This is a genomic window from Nonomuraea soli (assembly GCF_013761175.1).
GTDB lineage: Bacteria > Actinomycetota > Actinomycetes > Streptosporangiales > Streptosporangiaceae > Nonomuraea > Nonomuraea soli.
In genome coordinates, this window is the sequence record NZ_JACDUR010000006.1 from 57,781 (window position 1) to 71,548 (window position 13,768).

At 69.9% G+C, this 13,768-nt stretch carries 15 protein-coding genes and 1 other RNA gene; 9 read left to right on the forward strand and 7 right to left on the reverse strand.

The features are described 5' to 3' along the window. From HNR30_RS28475 to HNR30_RS28485, 3 genes are read right to left on the reverse strand one after another with little or no spacing between them, the layout of a single operon-like run. The gene (locus HNR30_RS28475; RefSeq protein WP_181613151.1) at positions 1 to 348 is read right to left on the reverse strand and encodes a VOC family protein; all 348 of its coding nucleotides are present in this window, start codon (positions 346 to 348) and stop codon (positions 1 to 3) included. Further along, entirely contained in the window at positions 345 to 1,763 is a 1,419-nt protein-coding gene (locus HNR30_RS28480; protein WP_181613152.1) for an Nramp family divalent metal transporter, read from the reverse strand. The genes HNR30_RS28475 and HNR30_RS28480 overlap by 4 nt, the downstream gene beginning before the upstream one ends. A 17-nt stretch (positions 1,764 to 1,780) precedes the next feature. Continuing rightward, positions 1,781 to 2,506, reverse strand: coding sequence for a GNAT family N-acetyltransferase (locus HNR30_RS28485; protein ID WP_312894694.1), 726 nt, complete (start codon positions 2,504 to 2,506; stop codon positions 1,781 to 1,783). A gap of 23 nt (positions 2,507 to 2,529) precedes the next feature. On the opposite strand from HNR30_RS28485, the gene HNR30_RS28490 reads away from it, so the two are divergent. The 4 genes from HNR30_RS28490 (at position 2,530) to HNR30_RS28505 (ending at position 5,258) form a co-directional block, all read left to right on the forward strand. Next, on the forward strand, positions 2,530 to 2,997 hold the full coding sequence (locus HNR30_RS28490) for a GNAT family N-acetyltransferase (RefSeq protein ID WP_181613153.1): 468 nt from the start codon (positions 2,530 to 2,532) through the stop codon (positions 2,995 to 2,997). 13 nt (positions 2,998 to 3,010) lie between these two features. Further along, a complete protein-coding gene (locus tag HNR30_RS28495) occupies positions 3,011 to 3,979 on the forward strand; it encodes a helix-turn-helix domain-containing protein (RefSeq protein WP_181613154.1) in 969 nt (322 codons plus the stop codon). 80 nt (positions 3,980 to 4,059) lie between these two features. Then, positions 4,060 to 4,446 (forward strand): VOC family protein, encoded by a 387-nt coding sequence (locus tag HNR30_RS28500; RefSeq protein WP_181613155.1) that lies wholly within the window; start codon positions 4,060 to 4,062, stop codon positions 4,444 to 4,446. Beyond that, entirely contained in the window at positions 4,443 to 5,258 is an 816-nt protein-coding gene (locus HNR30_RS28505; protein ID WP_312894695.1) for an alpha/beta fold hydrolase, read from the forward strand. The genes HNR30_RS28500 and HNR30_RS28505 overlap by 4 nt, the downstream gene beginning before the upstream one ends. 47 nt (positions 5,259 to 5,305) lie before the next feature. On the opposite strand, the gene HNR30_RS28510 is transcribed toward HNR30_RS28505, so the two are convergent. The 3 genes from HNR30_RS28510 to HNR30_RS28520 are packed head-to-tail and all read right to left on the reverse strand — an operon-like array spanning position 5,306 to position 8,898. Then, positions 5,306 to 6,370: a M20 family metallopeptidase gene (locus tag HNR30_RS28510; RefSeq protein ID WP_181613156.1), complete on the reverse strand. Its 1,065-nt coding sequence runs from the start codon at positions 6,368 to 6,370 to the stop codon at positions 5,306 to 5,308. After that, positions 6,367 to 7,389: a dipeptidase gene (locus tag HNR30_RS28515; protein WP_220134132.1), complete on the reverse strand. Its 1,023-nt coding sequence runs from the start codon at positions 7,387 to 7,389 to the stop codon at positions 6,367 to 6,369. Before HNR30_RS28515 ends, HNR30_RS28510 begins: the two co-directional genes overlap by 4 nt. 57 nt (positions 7,390 to 7,446) lie before the next feature. Next, entirely contained in the window at positions 7,447 to 8,898 is a 1,452-nt protein-coding gene (locus HNR30_RS28520) for a flavin-containing monooxygenase (protein ID WP_181613157.1), read from the reverse strand. A 79-nt stretch (positions 8,899 to 8,977) separates the two neighbouring features. Here HNR30_RS28520 and HNR30_RS28525 point away from each other — a divergent pair, with 79 nt between their 5' ends. The 4 genes from HNR30_RS28525 to rnpB all read left to right on the forward strand — a co-directional run bounded on the left by HNR30_RS28525 (position 8,978) and on the right by rnpB (position 12,336). After that, the gene (locus tag HNR30_RS28525) at positions 8,978 to 9,781 is read left to right on the forward strand and encodes a Nif3-like dinuclear metal center hexameric protein (RefSeq protein WP_181613158.1); all 804 of its coding nucleotides are present in this window, start codon (positions 8,978 to 8,980) and stop codon (positions 9,779 to 9,781) included. Between the two features lie 2 nt (positions 9,782 to 9,783). After that, positions 9,784 to 10,524, forward strand: a complete 741-nt coding sequence (locus HNR30_RS28530; RefSeq protein WP_181613159.1) for a zinc ribbon domain-containing protein — start codon at positions 9,784 to 9,786, stop codon at positions 10,522 to 10,524. Further along, positions 10,521 to 11,780, forward strand: coding sequence for a bifunctional RNase H/acid phosphatase (locus tag HNR30_RS28535; protein WP_181613160.1), 1,260 nt, complete (start codon positions 10,521 to 10,523; stop codon positions 11,778 to 11,780). Before HNR30_RS28530 ends, HNR30_RS28535 begins: the two co-directional genes overlap by 4 nt. Before the next feature lie 159 nt (positions 11,781 to 11,939). Further along, positions 11,940 to 12,336: RNase P RNA component class A (gene rnpB / locus HNR30_RS28540), an RNA gene on the forward strand. Positions 12,337 to 12,379: 43 nt separating this feature from the next. Here the strand turns inward: rnpB and HNR30_RS46955 are convergent. Further along, positions 12,380 to 12,649 (reverse strand): hypothetical protein, encoded by a 270-nt coding sequence (locus HNR30_RS46955; RefSeq protein WP_220134134.1) that lies wholly within the window; start codon positions 12,647 to 12,649, stop codon positions 12,380 to 12,382. A gap of 513 nt (positions 12,650 to 13,162) precedes the next feature. On the opposite strand from HNR30_RS46955, the gene HNR30_RS28550 reads away from it, so the two are divergent. Further along, the gene (locus HNR30_RS28550) at positions 13,163 to 13,576 is read left to right on the forward strand and encodes a hypothetical protein (protein ID WP_181613161.1); all 414 of its coding nucleotides are present in this window, start codon (positions 13,163 to 13,165) and stop codon (positions 13,574 to 13,576) included. Positions 13,577 to 13,768: the final 192 nt, after the last annotated feature.

Genomic DNA, 13,768 nt, shown 5'->3' on the forward strand with positions numbered 1-13,768 from the left:
CTAGCTTGAGGTCAAGTCCTTGGCCGTCGGGTGCAGCGGCTGGTAGACGCTGAGCCTGCCGCCGCCCGGCAGGTCGACGGAGGCGATGCGGCCCCAGTCGCGCTCGGTGATCGGCTGGTCCTGGCCGATCTCCCTGAGCGTGGCCTCGATGTCGTCGCACATCAGGGTCAGCTCGTGCGACTGCCCGCCGTCCATCACCGGGTGGAAGGCGAGCTCGGAGGGCGGCAGCTTGAAGATCAGCCAGCCGCCCCCGGCATCCACGTGCTGAAATTTCAGGACATCGCGAATGAAGGCCCGATCGGCGTCCGGGTCCTGGCTGTAAAGGATGACGTGTGCGCCGTTGATCACCCTCCTGACGTTAGCTTCTGGACCTGCTGGATGAGGACCAGCACGGTCAAAGTCCCGAAAAAGGCCACGGACCACACCAGCGCGCCCAGCCGGTAGGACCTGACCCGCAGTTCCTGGGGCAGCGCCCTGCGATTCAGGATGATCAGCAGGATCGAGTAGACGAACATCATCACCGCGGCGAAGCACGCCGACAGCACCAGCAGGAAGAGCGGCTGGTCGAAGCCGAGCAGCAGGATGCCGCTGCCCACGACCGCCATCGACCAGACCAGGACGGTGTAGATCCTGCTCTCCGAGGCGTTGCGCGCGTAGACCGTCTTGATCACGTCGGCGGCCAGGCGCGAGGTGTAGTCGACGATGCCCATCGCCGAGGCGAACAGCGCCAGCGCGCCGATCACCCAGAACAGCACGCCGAACCACGGCGCCACGGTCTGCTGCAGCACCTCACCCTCGACCTGGAGGAAGCCGATGCTGTTCTCCAGCCCTTCCCGCCCGAAGACGGTCGAGAAGGCGAGCATCGACATCAGCGCGATCGTCACGAAGGTGACCAGGGCGAAGGTCGTGCCCTGCTCGATGTTGGCGAAGCGCCACCACTGCCGCCAGCGCCGCAGGTTCTCCGGCGTCGGGGCGAACTGGAAGCCCGTCGAGGGCGCCGCCTCCTCCTGCCCGGTGACCGGGCTGACCAGGCGCGGCACGTAGAGGCCCATGCCGAAGCCCTTGTCGCGGATCCAGTTGCTCTGGCACAGGTTCTGGCCGCCGCCCGCGCCCGCGTAGGCGATCGCGCCCATCAGCACCGCCAGCTCCAGCGGCGGCACCGGGAAGGTGGCGTCGACCGTCAGACCCCTGCCCAGGTTGACCCAGGCGTCCGAGGTGATCGCGAAGATCAGCGCCACGACGATCAGCGTCGTCACCAGCGCGATCTTGACGAAGATCACCTTCTCGAGCGCGTTGTAGATGACCGGCGCCAGGGTGAGCGCCAGCGCGATCACCACCAGCATGCCGATGGCGATGTAGCGGGGCGTGCCGCCGGTCAGGTACGTCACCATCGTCGCCGAGGTGGTCACCCACCCCGGCCACAGGTTCGACAGCAGCGTCATCGCCACGAAGACGATGCCCCAGTGTTTCCAGAACCTGCTGAAGCCGGTCAGCGCCGTCTCGCCGGTGGCCAGCGTGTAGCGCTCGATCTCCATGTTCAGGAACCACTGGGTGATGATGCCGATCGCCGCGCCCCAGATGAAGACGAGCCCCACCTGGGAGGCGATGTAGGGCCACAGGATGAACTCGCCCGAGGCCAGGCCGACGCCCGCGCCGACCAGTCCTGGACCGATGATCCGCCATGTGTTCGCGGGGGGCTCTGGAAGGTCGCGTACCGTCACCGGGGGGAGCCGTTTGGCCGGGACGGTGGGGGTGAACTCCATCCGGCCCCGCTACCCGTTCATCGCCGCTTCACCACGTACTGCCCGCTCGCGGTGAAACCGCACACCGCGGCACCCGCCGCCATCAACCCTCCGAGCACCTCGCGCATGGCCAGCCGCCACTCCCGTGCCCGCTCGGGCTCCGCCGTACGCACCTTCTCGATGTCGTCGGGCGTGGCCACCAGCACGAGCGGCCCGTCCGTGTCATGCACCCGTCCCTCTCCGTCCAGCGCCTCGACCGCCGTGTCGTACGGCACGCGCTCCGGCTCCCGGTCCAGCCGCCACACCGCCAGCAGCCGGTCGCTCGGATCCCCGGCGTTCACGGCGTCGGCCATCTCCCCGTAGAAGTCCTCCAGGTACTTCTCCGGCCTGGCGCCCAGCTTCACCAGGTTGAAGTAGGCGTTACGCCGTACCAGCGGGTCGAACGTCCAGCGGATCGCGGTGATCCCCCGGTCCAGGCACCACTGCCGCTGGTGCCGCTTGATCAGCGTCCCGATGCCCAGGCCCGGCCTGGCGCCGGTGACGTGGGAGTGCAGGGCGTTGCCGTCGGCCAGGAACCCCACCGAGGCGCCGACGAGCTCGCCGTCGGGGGAGTAGGCACCCGCCAGATAGCCGCCCGCGTGGGCGAAGGCCACCATCAGCTCCACCGGCATGGGAGGGTTGCCGGGCTCGGGGTGCCAGATGTCGTCGAACAACCGGTAGGCCCGCTGGAAGTCGTCAACAGTGCGCAGTTCCGCGATTCTCACCAGGTATGTCTACCCTGGGGCGCATGATTCGCGCCGCCACACCCGACGACGTCCCCGAGATCATGTCGATGATCCGCGAGCTGGCCGACTACGAGAAGGCCCTGCACGAGGTGCGCGTCACCGAGGAGCAGCTGCGCGAGGCGCTCTTCGGCGCCGCCCCCGCTGCCTTCGCGCACATCGCCGAACATGACGGAGCGGTCGCGGGCTACTCGATCTGGTTCCTCAGCTTCTCCACCTGGCGGGGCGTGCACGGCATCTACCTTGAGGACCTCTACGTGCGGCCCGCGCAGCGTGGTCACGGGTACGGCAAGGCGCTGCTGGCGCAGCTCGCCCGCACCTGCGTGGAGCGCGGCTACCAGCGCCTGGAGTGGTCGGTCCTGAAGTGGAACGAGCCGACCATCCGCTTCTACGAGTCGCTCGGCGCCCAGCCGCAGGACGAATGGGAACGTTACCGCCTGACCGACGAACCTCTGGCGAGGCTGGCGGGCTGACTAGAGTGAGGCCGTGGCCGTACTGATCCGCACCGGCGACGTGCCCGCCGCCCGCCGTCTGGAGCAGTGGCGCGCCATCGTCTGCGACACCCTCGGTCCTCTCGACATGCGGATCGAGGGCGACGTCCCGCTGGAGGGCCAGATCGACGCCGGGCAGCTCGGCCCGGTGGGCGTCGGCAAGGTGTGGACCTCCACTCCGCACAGCGTGCACCGCACCAGCGGCCTGATCAGGGGCGGGGGCTCGGAGCTCTACCGGGCCGTGCTGGTCATGTCGGGGGAGATGGTCGTCACCCAGGACGAGCGCGAGGCCCGGCTGCGCCAGGGACAGTTCGCCGTCTACGACTTCGCCCGGCCCTACGACCTGGCCTACACCTCGGCGGTGCACCTGGCCGTCTTCAGCCTGCCGCGCGAGATGATGCACGCCGACTCGATCGCGAGGCTGACGGCCGTGCCGATCTCGACCGACGACGGCGCGGGCGCGCTGGCCGCGCCCCTGCTGCGCCGGGTCGCGACGGACGTGGAGTCCTACCGGCCGGCCAGCGCGGCCCGGCTGTCGACGGTGGTGACCGACCTCATCGGTACCGCCGTCGCCGAGCGGGCCGACCTGCTGCCCGCGCTGCCGGAACAGACGCAGGAGCGCATGGTCCGCCTGCGCATCCACGCCTTCATCGACGAGAACCTGGGCGACCCGGCGCTCGACCCCGGCCTGGTGGCCGCCGCCCACCACCTGTCGCTGCGCCACCTGCACCGGTTGTTCGCCGCCGAGAACACCTCCGTGGCGGCGTGGATCCGCCACCGGCGGCTCGAACGTACCCGCAGGGACCTGGCCGACCCAGACCTGCACGCCGTCTCCGTCAGCACGATCGCCGCGCGCTGGGGGCTGCCCGACTCCGCCCACTTCAGCCGCCTGTTCCGCAAGGCGTACGGCATGCCGCCCTCGGAGTACCGGCGCTCCCGGTTCATGGCACGGATCGTCAAGTGAGCGGCACGGGGATGCAAGCCCCGGAAGGTCCTGGCCCGCCATGCTGAGGACACCAGCCAGAACCTGAAGGGAAACCCGCCATGTCGTACACGCTCTTCGTGAACCTGCCGGTCAAGGACCTCAACCGCTCCAAGGCCTTCTTCACCGACCTGGGCCTGCAGATCTTCGGCATGATGGACGACATGGCCTCGGTCGTCATCAGCGAGCGCACCCAGGTGATGCTCTTCACCGAGCCCGCCTTCGCCGGCTACGCCCGCAACGAGATCGTCGACCCCGCCAAGGCCACCCAGGCCATCCTGGTGCTCGGACTCGACAACCAGGAGCAGGTCGACGACCTGGTCGGCAAGGCGCTGGCCGCCGGCGCCACCGCGATCGGCGAGCCGGTCAACGCCGGCGGACGCTACACCCGCAGCTTCGCCGACCCCGACGGCCACCACTGGGCCGCCCTCTGCCTGGTCCAGCCGTGAGCGCTCCCGGAATCGCCCGGCCGGTGCGCGGCCGGGTCGTCTCCGCCGACGGCACCCCCATCGCCTTCGACAGGTACGGCAGCGGCCCGGCCGTGGTGCTGGTGCACGGCGCCTTCACCGACACCTCCCACCCCGTCCTGCGCGGCGTCGCCGCAGCCCTGTCCCCGTGGTTCACGGTCGTCAACTACGACCGGCGCGGCCGGGGCGGCAGCGGCGACGCCCCCGCCTACGCGGTCGAACGCGAACTGGAGGACCTGGCCGCCGTCATCGCGGAGGCGGGCGGCAGCGCGATGGTGTTCGGCGGCTCCTCGGGCGCCGCCCTCGCGCTGCGGGCCGCCGCCGCCCGGCTCCCCGTGGCCAAGCTCGCCCTCTGGGAGCCGCCCTACCACGTCGACGCCACCGCGCCCCGCCTGCCGTACGACTTCGCCGAGCGGCTCGAAGCGCTGGTGCGCGGCGGCGAGCGCGCCGATGCGGTCGAGCGGTTCATGGTCGAGGCCGCCGAGGTCCCGGCCGAGGCGGTGGCGGGCATGCGCGGCCACGAGTCGTGGCGCGAGATGGAGGCGCTGGCCCACACCCTCGCCTACGAGGCCCATGTGATGGGCCCCGGAAACGAGCTGCCCGCGGCGACGCTCGCCGCGGTCGGCGGGCCCGCCCTGGTCCTCAACGGCGCCGACAGCCCCGGCTGGATGCGCAACGCCGGCCTGGCCGTGGCCGGGGCCCTCCACGCGCCCTACCGCCTGCTCGACGGCCAGACCCACGCGGTCAGCGCGCAGGCGCTCGCCCCCGAGCTCCTGGAGTTCTTCACGGCCTGACCGCCGGGGAACACGTCGCCCACGACCCCGGCGGCCCGCTCGCCGGGTCAGCTGAGGACGGCCTGCACGAGGCCGCGCAGCAGGGCGGTGCGCGGCTCCATCTCGGCCACGATCACGTGCTCGTGATCGGCGTGGGCGCCACCGCCGACGCCGCCGAGCCCGTCGAGCGTCGGCACGCCGATCCCGGCGGTGAAGTTGCCGTCGGACGCGCCGCCCACCGACGCCTCGGTCAGCTCAGGCTGGCCGAGGGCCGCGGCCACCCGCTGCGCCAGCGCGAACAGCGACGCCGACATGGCGGTCTCCAGCGGAGGCCGGTTGGGGCCGCCCGACACCTCCAGCCGCGAGCCGTCGAGCACCGGCGCCAGCTCGCGCACCGCCCGGTCGACCCGCGCCTGCTCGGCCAGCGTGGGCACGCGCACGTCGACGCCGACACGGGCCTGGGCGGGCACGGTGTTCAGCGTGGTGCCGCCCGAGAGCACGGTGGGCACCACGGTGGTCGCGCCCGAGCCGAGCGCGGCCACGGCGAGGATCTGGTGGGCCAGCTCCACGCCCGCGTTGATGCCGCGCTCGGGCTCCAGCCCCGCGTGGGCGGCCCTGCCGTACACCTGGACCTCGTAGTTGGAGGTGCCCTTGCGCCCGGTCTTCAGCGCGCCGCCGTCGGCGCTCGCCTCGGTGACGAAGGCGGCGGCCAGGCCGCGCGCCGACTCCTCGATGAGGCCGCGCGAGGTGATCGAGCCGACCTCCTCGTCGCCGGTCACCAGGATCGTCACGCCGTCGAGGTCGGGCAGCCCGGCCAGGGCGTGGAAGATCTGGACGAGTCCTGACTTCATGTCGAACACGCCGGGACCCTTGGCCACGCCGTCCACGACCGACCACGGGTGCGTGCGCAGCGTCCCGATGGGCCAGACGGTGTCGTGGTGGCCGAGCATCAGCACCCGCGGCGTGCCGAAGCTCCACCGCAGATGCGTCACGCCGTCGATGACGATGTACTCGGGTTCGGCCCCGAGCAGGCGCCGCCCGAGCGCGCCCACGACCTTGGCGCTGCGCGCCACCGCCTCCAGGTCGGCGGAGTACGACTCGCAGGTGACGAGCTCTTCGAGGTCGCCGATCATGCCAGCCGCTCCAGGAAGAACCGATGCATGTTGCCCCCCATGATCTTCAGGATGTCGTCGTCGGGCAGGCCGCGCTTGGCCAGCCCCTCCGTCACCATCGGCAACCCGGCGGGGCCCTCCAGGCCCGGGATCGCCGACAGCACGTTCACGCCGAGGGTGTTCGTCAGCTCCTCGCAGCACCAGCCGGGCGTCAGGTCGAGGTAGACCTCGCGCACGAAGTCGGCGCCGATGCCGACGTGGTCGACGCCGATCACCGACACCATGTGCTCGAAGTGGTCGAGCAGGTCGTCGAGGGTGGCCTCGCCCTCGCTGAGGAAGGGCGCGAAGAAGTTCACGCAGACGATGCCGCCCGTCGCGGCCACGCCGCGCAGCTGCTCGTCGGTGAGGTTGCGGTGGTGGTCGCGCCTGGCCCGCGCCGAGGAGTGCGTGGCCATCACCGGCTTGGTCGCCAGCTCCAGCACGTGGGCGACTCCGGTGGCGCCCAGATGGGAGATGTCGAAGATCATCCCCAGGCGCTCCATCTCGGCCAGCGCGGCCACGCCGTGCGAGGTCAGCCCGCTGCCCGTGGCGTCCTCGCCGCTGCCGTCGGCCAGCGGGGTGCGCCCCCAGTGGGCGATCGAGGCGATGCGCACGCCCAGCCGGTGCAGGGTCGAGATCAGCTCGGTGCTGGCGTCGAGCCCCGGCATGCTCTCCAGCGCCAGGACCAGGGCGATCACGCCGTCGGCCAGCGCCGCGTCGATCTCGGCGCCGGTACGGCACAGCCGTACGGCCTCGGCGTTGCCCTCGGCGAGCACGTGAGCGCACTCGATCATGCGCAGCGTCTGGCGCAGGGCGCCCTCGGGGCGGAACTCGTCGTCGATGAACACCGGGAGGACCAGGAGCCTCACGCCGCCCTCGCGCAGCTGCGGCAGCCACTGCTCGCGGAAGAAGGCGGCCCAGCGCTCCGGCGGGCGGGCGGAGACCGCCATCAGCAGGTCGTTGTGCGCGTCGGCGACTATCGCCTGGTCGTGGAGGGTCATGACCAGCACGTTATCGGGTCAGAGCGGACCATCACTCGTAGCCGGGACCAAGTCCGCTCACCCGTATTTGTACATCGGACCAGGACTGCGGGAGGTGAGCCGCTTGTACAGGGGGGTCGGGCCCGGCCAGTTGTTGGTGACGCGCCCGCCCGCGGTCTTGTACCAGCTGCGGCAGCCGTTCCCCCACACCATGCGCTCCATGGCTCGCTCCAGCTGCTCGGTCCAGGCCGCCATGACCTGCGGCCTGACCTCCATCGGGCCGCGGCTGACCAGGTACGGCAGGCAGCGCATGATGTGATCGACCTGGCATTCGAGCATGAAGACGATGGAGTTGTGACCCAGGTTGGTGTTGGGTCCGTACAGCAGGAACAGGTTGGGGAAGCCCGGCACCGCGATGCCGAGATAGGCCTCGGCCCCGTCCTTCCACTGCTCGTGCAGCTTGCGGCCGTCGCGGCCCGTCAGGTCGATGGGGGCGAGGAACTCCGTGCTCAGGAAGCCGGTGCCGTACACGATCGTGTCGACCTCGTGCAGGCCGCTGCCGGTCTCGACGCCCTTCGGGGTGATCCGCGTGATCCTGTCGGTGACCACATCGACGTTCGGTCTGGTCAGCGCGGGATAGAAGCGGCTGTCGATGACGACGCGCTTGCAGCCGGGCGGGTAGTCGGGGGTCAGCTTGGCACGCAGCCCGGGGTCGGCGACCTGGGTGTGAAGGTGGGCCAGGGCGCGCTTCTTCAGTAACTGCGTGCTCCAGCCCCCGGCCAGCGCCGGATAGAGGGTGCCCTCGGCGTAGCGGTATATCCACTCGCGATAGGCGCGCTGCAGGCCGGGCACGAAGTGCAGGGCGCTCTGGACGAACGGGGTGAACTCGGCGTCCGGCTTGGGGATCACCCAGTTGGGCGTGCGCTGGAAGACCGTCAGGTGCCCGGCCCGCTCCGCCACCTTCGGGATGAACTGGGCGGCGGAGGAGCCGGTGCCGATCACCGCCACCCTGCGGCCCGACAGGTCGTGGCCGTGGTCCCACCTCGCGGAGTGGAACGCCACGCCCTCGAAGTCGCCCATGCCCTCGATCTCCGGCATGTGGGGGCGGTTCAGCTGGCCCACCGCGGCGACGACCACGTCGTACTGCTCGGTACGGCTCGCGCCTGCCGTACCGGTCTCACGCGAGGTCACCCGCCACCCGGCGCCGTCGAAGGCCGCGTCGGTCACCTCGGTGGCGAACCTGATCTTTCGCCTGACGTCGTACTTGTCGGCGCAGTGCTCCAGGTAACCGAGGATCTCCGGCTGGCCGGGATAGCGGCGGGTCCAGCTGGCGTACTTCTCGAACGAATAGGAGTAGAGATGGGAGGGGATGTCGCAGCCGGCGCCCGGATAGCTGTTGTCGCGCCAGGTGCCTCCCACCGCCTCGGCCTTCTCGAAGACCGCATAGGAGGTGATTCCCGCCTTCTCCAGCCGAATCGCCATGCACAACCCGCCGAAGCCGGCGCCGATGATCGCGATCCTTGGCGTCATGCCCGTCCTCCCGCACGTCAGGATCCACTTACAGTACGCCGAACCCCGTTCTGGCGACAGCCCTCGATAGTCTTCACTGGTGACGAAGCTCGAGGATGTCATCAAGGAACTCGAGACCGCCTACCCGCCGGAACGCGCGGAGTCCTGGGACGCGGTCGGCCTGGTCAGCGGCGATCCCGCCCAACCCGTGCGCAAGGTGCTCTTCGCCGTCGACCCGGTGCCCGCCGTCGCCGGCGAGGCCATCGCGTGGGACGCCGACCTGATCGTCACCCACCACCCGCTCTGGCTGCGCGGCACGACGAGCGTGGCGACCACCGGCTACAAGGGCCGGCTCATCCACGACCTCATCAAGCACGACATCGCGCTCTACACCGCCCACACCAATGCCGACGTGGCCAACCCGGGCGTCTCCGACGCGCTGGCCAGGGCCGTCGGCCTCGTCGGCGACCTGGTGCCGCTGCAGCCCTTCCCCGACGACCCGTGGCGAGGGCTCGGCCGCATCGGCGACCTGCCCACCACCGTCACGCTGGAGTCGTTCGCGCGCGCCGTCCTCCTCGGCCTGCCCGAGACCAACGGCGGCATCAAGGTGGCCGGCGACCCGCAGCGCCGTGTGCGGCGCATCGCCGTCAGCGGCGGCGCGGGCGACTCGCTGCTCGGCGCCGCCCGCAAGGCGGGCGTCGACGTGTTCCTCACCGCCGACCTGCGCCACCACCCGGCCAGCGAGTTCGCGGAGACCGGCGGCCCCGCGCTGATCGACGCCGCCCACTGGGCGACCGAATGGCCCTGGCTGGGCAGCGCCGCGTCGATCCTGGCCGCCAGTGGCGTTAACGTTGAGACGCGTGTCTCCGCCACGGTCACCGATGCTTGGACAAGAGGATATTGATCATGAAAGCCGCCCCTGCCGCTCAGCTGCGCCTCCTCGACCTGGCTGAGCTCGACGCCGCCGCCGACCGTCTCGCCCACCGCCGGCGCACCCTTCCCGAGCTCGCGGAGATCGAGGAGCTCACCAAGCAGTACGCACGCATCGTCACCCAGGTGATCGAGGCCGAGACCGAGGCCGGCGACCTGGCCCGCGAGCAGACCAAGGCAGAAGGCGACGTCGACGCCGTGCGCCAGCGCGCCGAACGCGACCAGAAGCGCCTCGACTCCGGCCAGGTCACCTCCCCGAAGGACCTGTCCAACCTGCAGTCCGAGATCACCTCGCTGCAGCGCCGCCAGGGCGACCTCGAAGAGATCGTGCTGGAGATCATGGAGCGCCGCGAGGCCGCCGACACCACGGTCACCGACCTCGTCGCCCGCCGCGACGAGATCGGCTCCACCCGCGCCGTCCTCGAAGAGCGCCGCGACGCCGCCTTCGCCGAGATCGACAAGGAGGCCGGCGAGGTCGCCGGCCGCCGCACCGGCATCGCCGCCGAGATCCCCGCCGACCTGCTCGGCCTCTACTCCAAGCTGCGCGAGCAGTACACCGTCGGCGCCGCCAAGCTGTCCGGGACCCGCTGCATGGGGTGCAAGGTGTCCCTGTCGATCGCCGACATGAACGCCGTCAAGGCCGCGCCCGCCGACGAGGTGGTGCGCTGCGAGGAATGCCGCCGCATCCTCGTCCGCACCCCCGAGCCGGGCCTGTGACCTCCTACCTCATCGAGGCCGACGGCGGCTCCCGCGGCAACCCGGGGCCCGCCGGCTACGGTGCGGTCGTCAAGGACGCCTCCGACGGCCAGGCCCTCGTCGAACGCGCCGAGGCCATCGGGATGGCGACCAACAACGTCGCCGAGTACCGGGGGCTCATCGCCGGGCTGCGCGCCGTCCTCGACCTGGCGGGGGAGGGGGCCTCCGTCGAGGTGCGGATGGACTCCAAGCTGGTCATCGAGCAGATGGCCGGGCGGTGGAAGATCAAGAACGAGGGCTTGCGGCCCCTCGCCTCCGAGGCGGGAGACCTGGCACGGCGCCTGCGCGTCACGGCGTGGACGTGGATCCCCCGGGAGCGCAACTCCCACGCCGACCGGCTCGCGAACGAGGCCATGGACGCGGCGGCCAAGGGCATGAGGTGGCAGGCAGACGCCTCTACGGCGTCGGGCCCTTCTGCCACGGCATCGGGCCCTTCTGCTACGCCATCGGGCCCTTCTGCTACGCCAGCGGACCCGTCCTCTACGGCCTCTGAGTCAGGCGATCTCCTGGACCTCGCCGAGCCCACCGGCCATCCTGCCCACCCCCGAGGCACCGTGGACTCCACCGCCCAGACCGGAAGCGGCTGGCGCGCCCCCACCACGACGGCCACCACCCTCCTCCTGCTCCGCCACGGCCAGACCGCCCTCTCCGTCGAGCGGCGCTTCTCCGGCACCGGCGACCCCGAGCTCACCCCCACCGGCCTCACCCAGGCCACCCGCGCCGCCGAACACCTGAGCCTCGACGGCAACGCCCCCGACGCCATCGTCTCCTCCCCCCTCAAACGAGCCCGCCAGACCGCGCAAGCCCTAGCCCGCCTCACCGGCCTCGACGTCGACATCGACGAAGGACTCAGGGAAACCGACTTCGGCGCCTGGGAAGGCCACACCTTCACCGAGATCCAGCGCCGATGGCCCGACGAGATGTCGGCCTGGCTCGCGGACCCGGCCGTCGCGCCGCCGGACGGGGAGAGTTTCGAGGAAACGGCGCGACGGGTCCAGCAGACCCGCGAACGGCTCGTGGAGCGCTACGCCGGCCGTACCGTCGTGGTCGTCTCCCACGTCACCCCGATCAAGATGCTCCTGCGCTTCGCGCTCCTGGCACCCCCGGCCGCGCTGTACCGCATGCACCTCGACCTGGCGTGCCTGTCACGGATCGAGTACTTCGCCGACGGCCAGTGCGTCGTCAAGTACTTCAACGACACCGCCCACCTGCGCTGAGCACCTCTTCGAACTCCGGCCGCACCAGGTTCCGCCAGAACACCTGGCACGGCCGGAGTGAACGCCACCGTCCCCCTCGGACGGCGACACCCTCATTCGATCCCATCGATCTTGTCTCTCGGTTGGAGATCGCTTGTGGTTTGGTAGTCTCCTTTCCGACGAGCCGGCCGGGCGGCCGCGTCGGGCCACCACGGTGACCCGCCGAGGAAGGTCCGGGCTCCACAGGGCAGGGTGGTCGGTAACACCGACCCGGGGTGACCCGCGGGACAGTGCCACAGAAAACAGACCGCCTCCGCTCACGAGCGGAGGTAAGGGTGAAACGGTGGTGTAAGAGACCACCAGCGCCCACGGCGACGTGGGCGGCTCGGTAAACCCCACCTGGAGCAAGGTCAAGAAGGGGCGCTTCAGCAGAAGCGCTCCGCGCGCGGCGTTCGAGGGCTGCCCGCCCGAGCCGCGCGGGTAGACCGCTTGAGGCTGTCGGCAACGGCAGCCCTAGATGGATGGTCGCCCCTTCGCTCGCGAAGGACAAAACCCGGCCTACAGGCCGGCTCGTCTCACCTTCCCTCTCTGACCTGCGAGGGAGCGCGAGCACCTTAAGATCAGGGCACACTCGGCGCCGAACCGAACGCCTTGTCCAGCGCCTCCCTCGCTCGGGAGGAGGCTTCCGGAACGAGGTGGCCGTACAGGTCCACGGTCGTCGTGATGGACTCATGGCCCAGCCACCTCGGCACCTCCGAGATCTCGCGAACCTGTGACGCAGGTCGTGGAACGTCGCGTCCGGCATCAGCCTGGATGTTGGCGTTGAAGGAGGCGCGCCGGATCAGGTTGTGCCGCAGCGCCGTACGGAAAGACGACGTCAGGCGGGTCACAAGCGCGATGTGCTTTTCCGCGCAGCCGCCACGAACACCGGCATGGGCACCTCGCGCACGGACGCCGGGGCTCTTGGGGCGCAGCTGGGGCAGCCCCGCGGCTGGTCCGCTACCCGTGCGGGGTGGGACGACGGCAGACGGACAGGCCAAGGGGTGCTGCCGTGGTCGCTGTCACGGTTGGCAACGACATCTGAGCGTGACCTGGAGTGATCACAATTGCTACATGAAGCGCATCCTTGTCGGTATGGTCCTCACTCTTGCACTCGCCGTAACGCCGAGCCATGCCTCCGTTGTCACGCATCCAGCGGTGAAGGCGCTGAAAGCAGAGTTCCGGCCAGGTCATGGTGTGAGGTTCACGGAGTCGCATCGCTATTCTCACAAGCTGGGCAAGGGTGTCGTTCGGGTTCGCGGTGTTATTGGCTTCGACAAACGAGGTTTCACTGCCCACGACCTCACCAGTCATGAGCGCGGCTGGCGCGGAGTGGAAAGGTACCGGGAATCTTCGTTGACGGCTTGCAGTACCTGTCGGGCGACCGCCTCTCCTCTCTGGCAGATGAGGGCGAAACGTGGAGCGTGAGCGGAATGCCCACGGATGCGTTTGCTGAGCAGCCCATCAACGTACTCAAACCGCGAGTGCTGTCGTGGCTGCTGAAGACCGCGTCCAGCAAGACGTCACGTGAGTACCGTGGCAGCTTCCTGTACGGCGAGCTGATGAAGGTGGAGGGCGGAACATACTTGAAGCCCTGGGAGAAGGCGAAGTTCACCTTCCGCCTCGAACTGGACAAGCGGCAAAGGATCATCCGCCTCGTGACTTCGACCGAACTCAAGGGCAACACCAACACGACCGACACCCGTCTTTCCGGATGGGGATCGGACGTGAAAATCACGGCGCCTCCAGCGGCAGAGGTATACGACACTCGGCTGTGACCCCGGCTGAGCGCCAGACAGAAGGCGCGATAGGAAGCACGGGAGCCGCAGAGGACGGACGCGGATAGACCGAGGTGACTCCCTTGGACTACCTAACATCGGGCTTGGATCAGAGTGGACTGATCTGCAACCTGTGGTCCTGGTTCGAGTGCCATCGCGGGAGTGAGTGACAGCCGGGGTGCTTCGCAGACA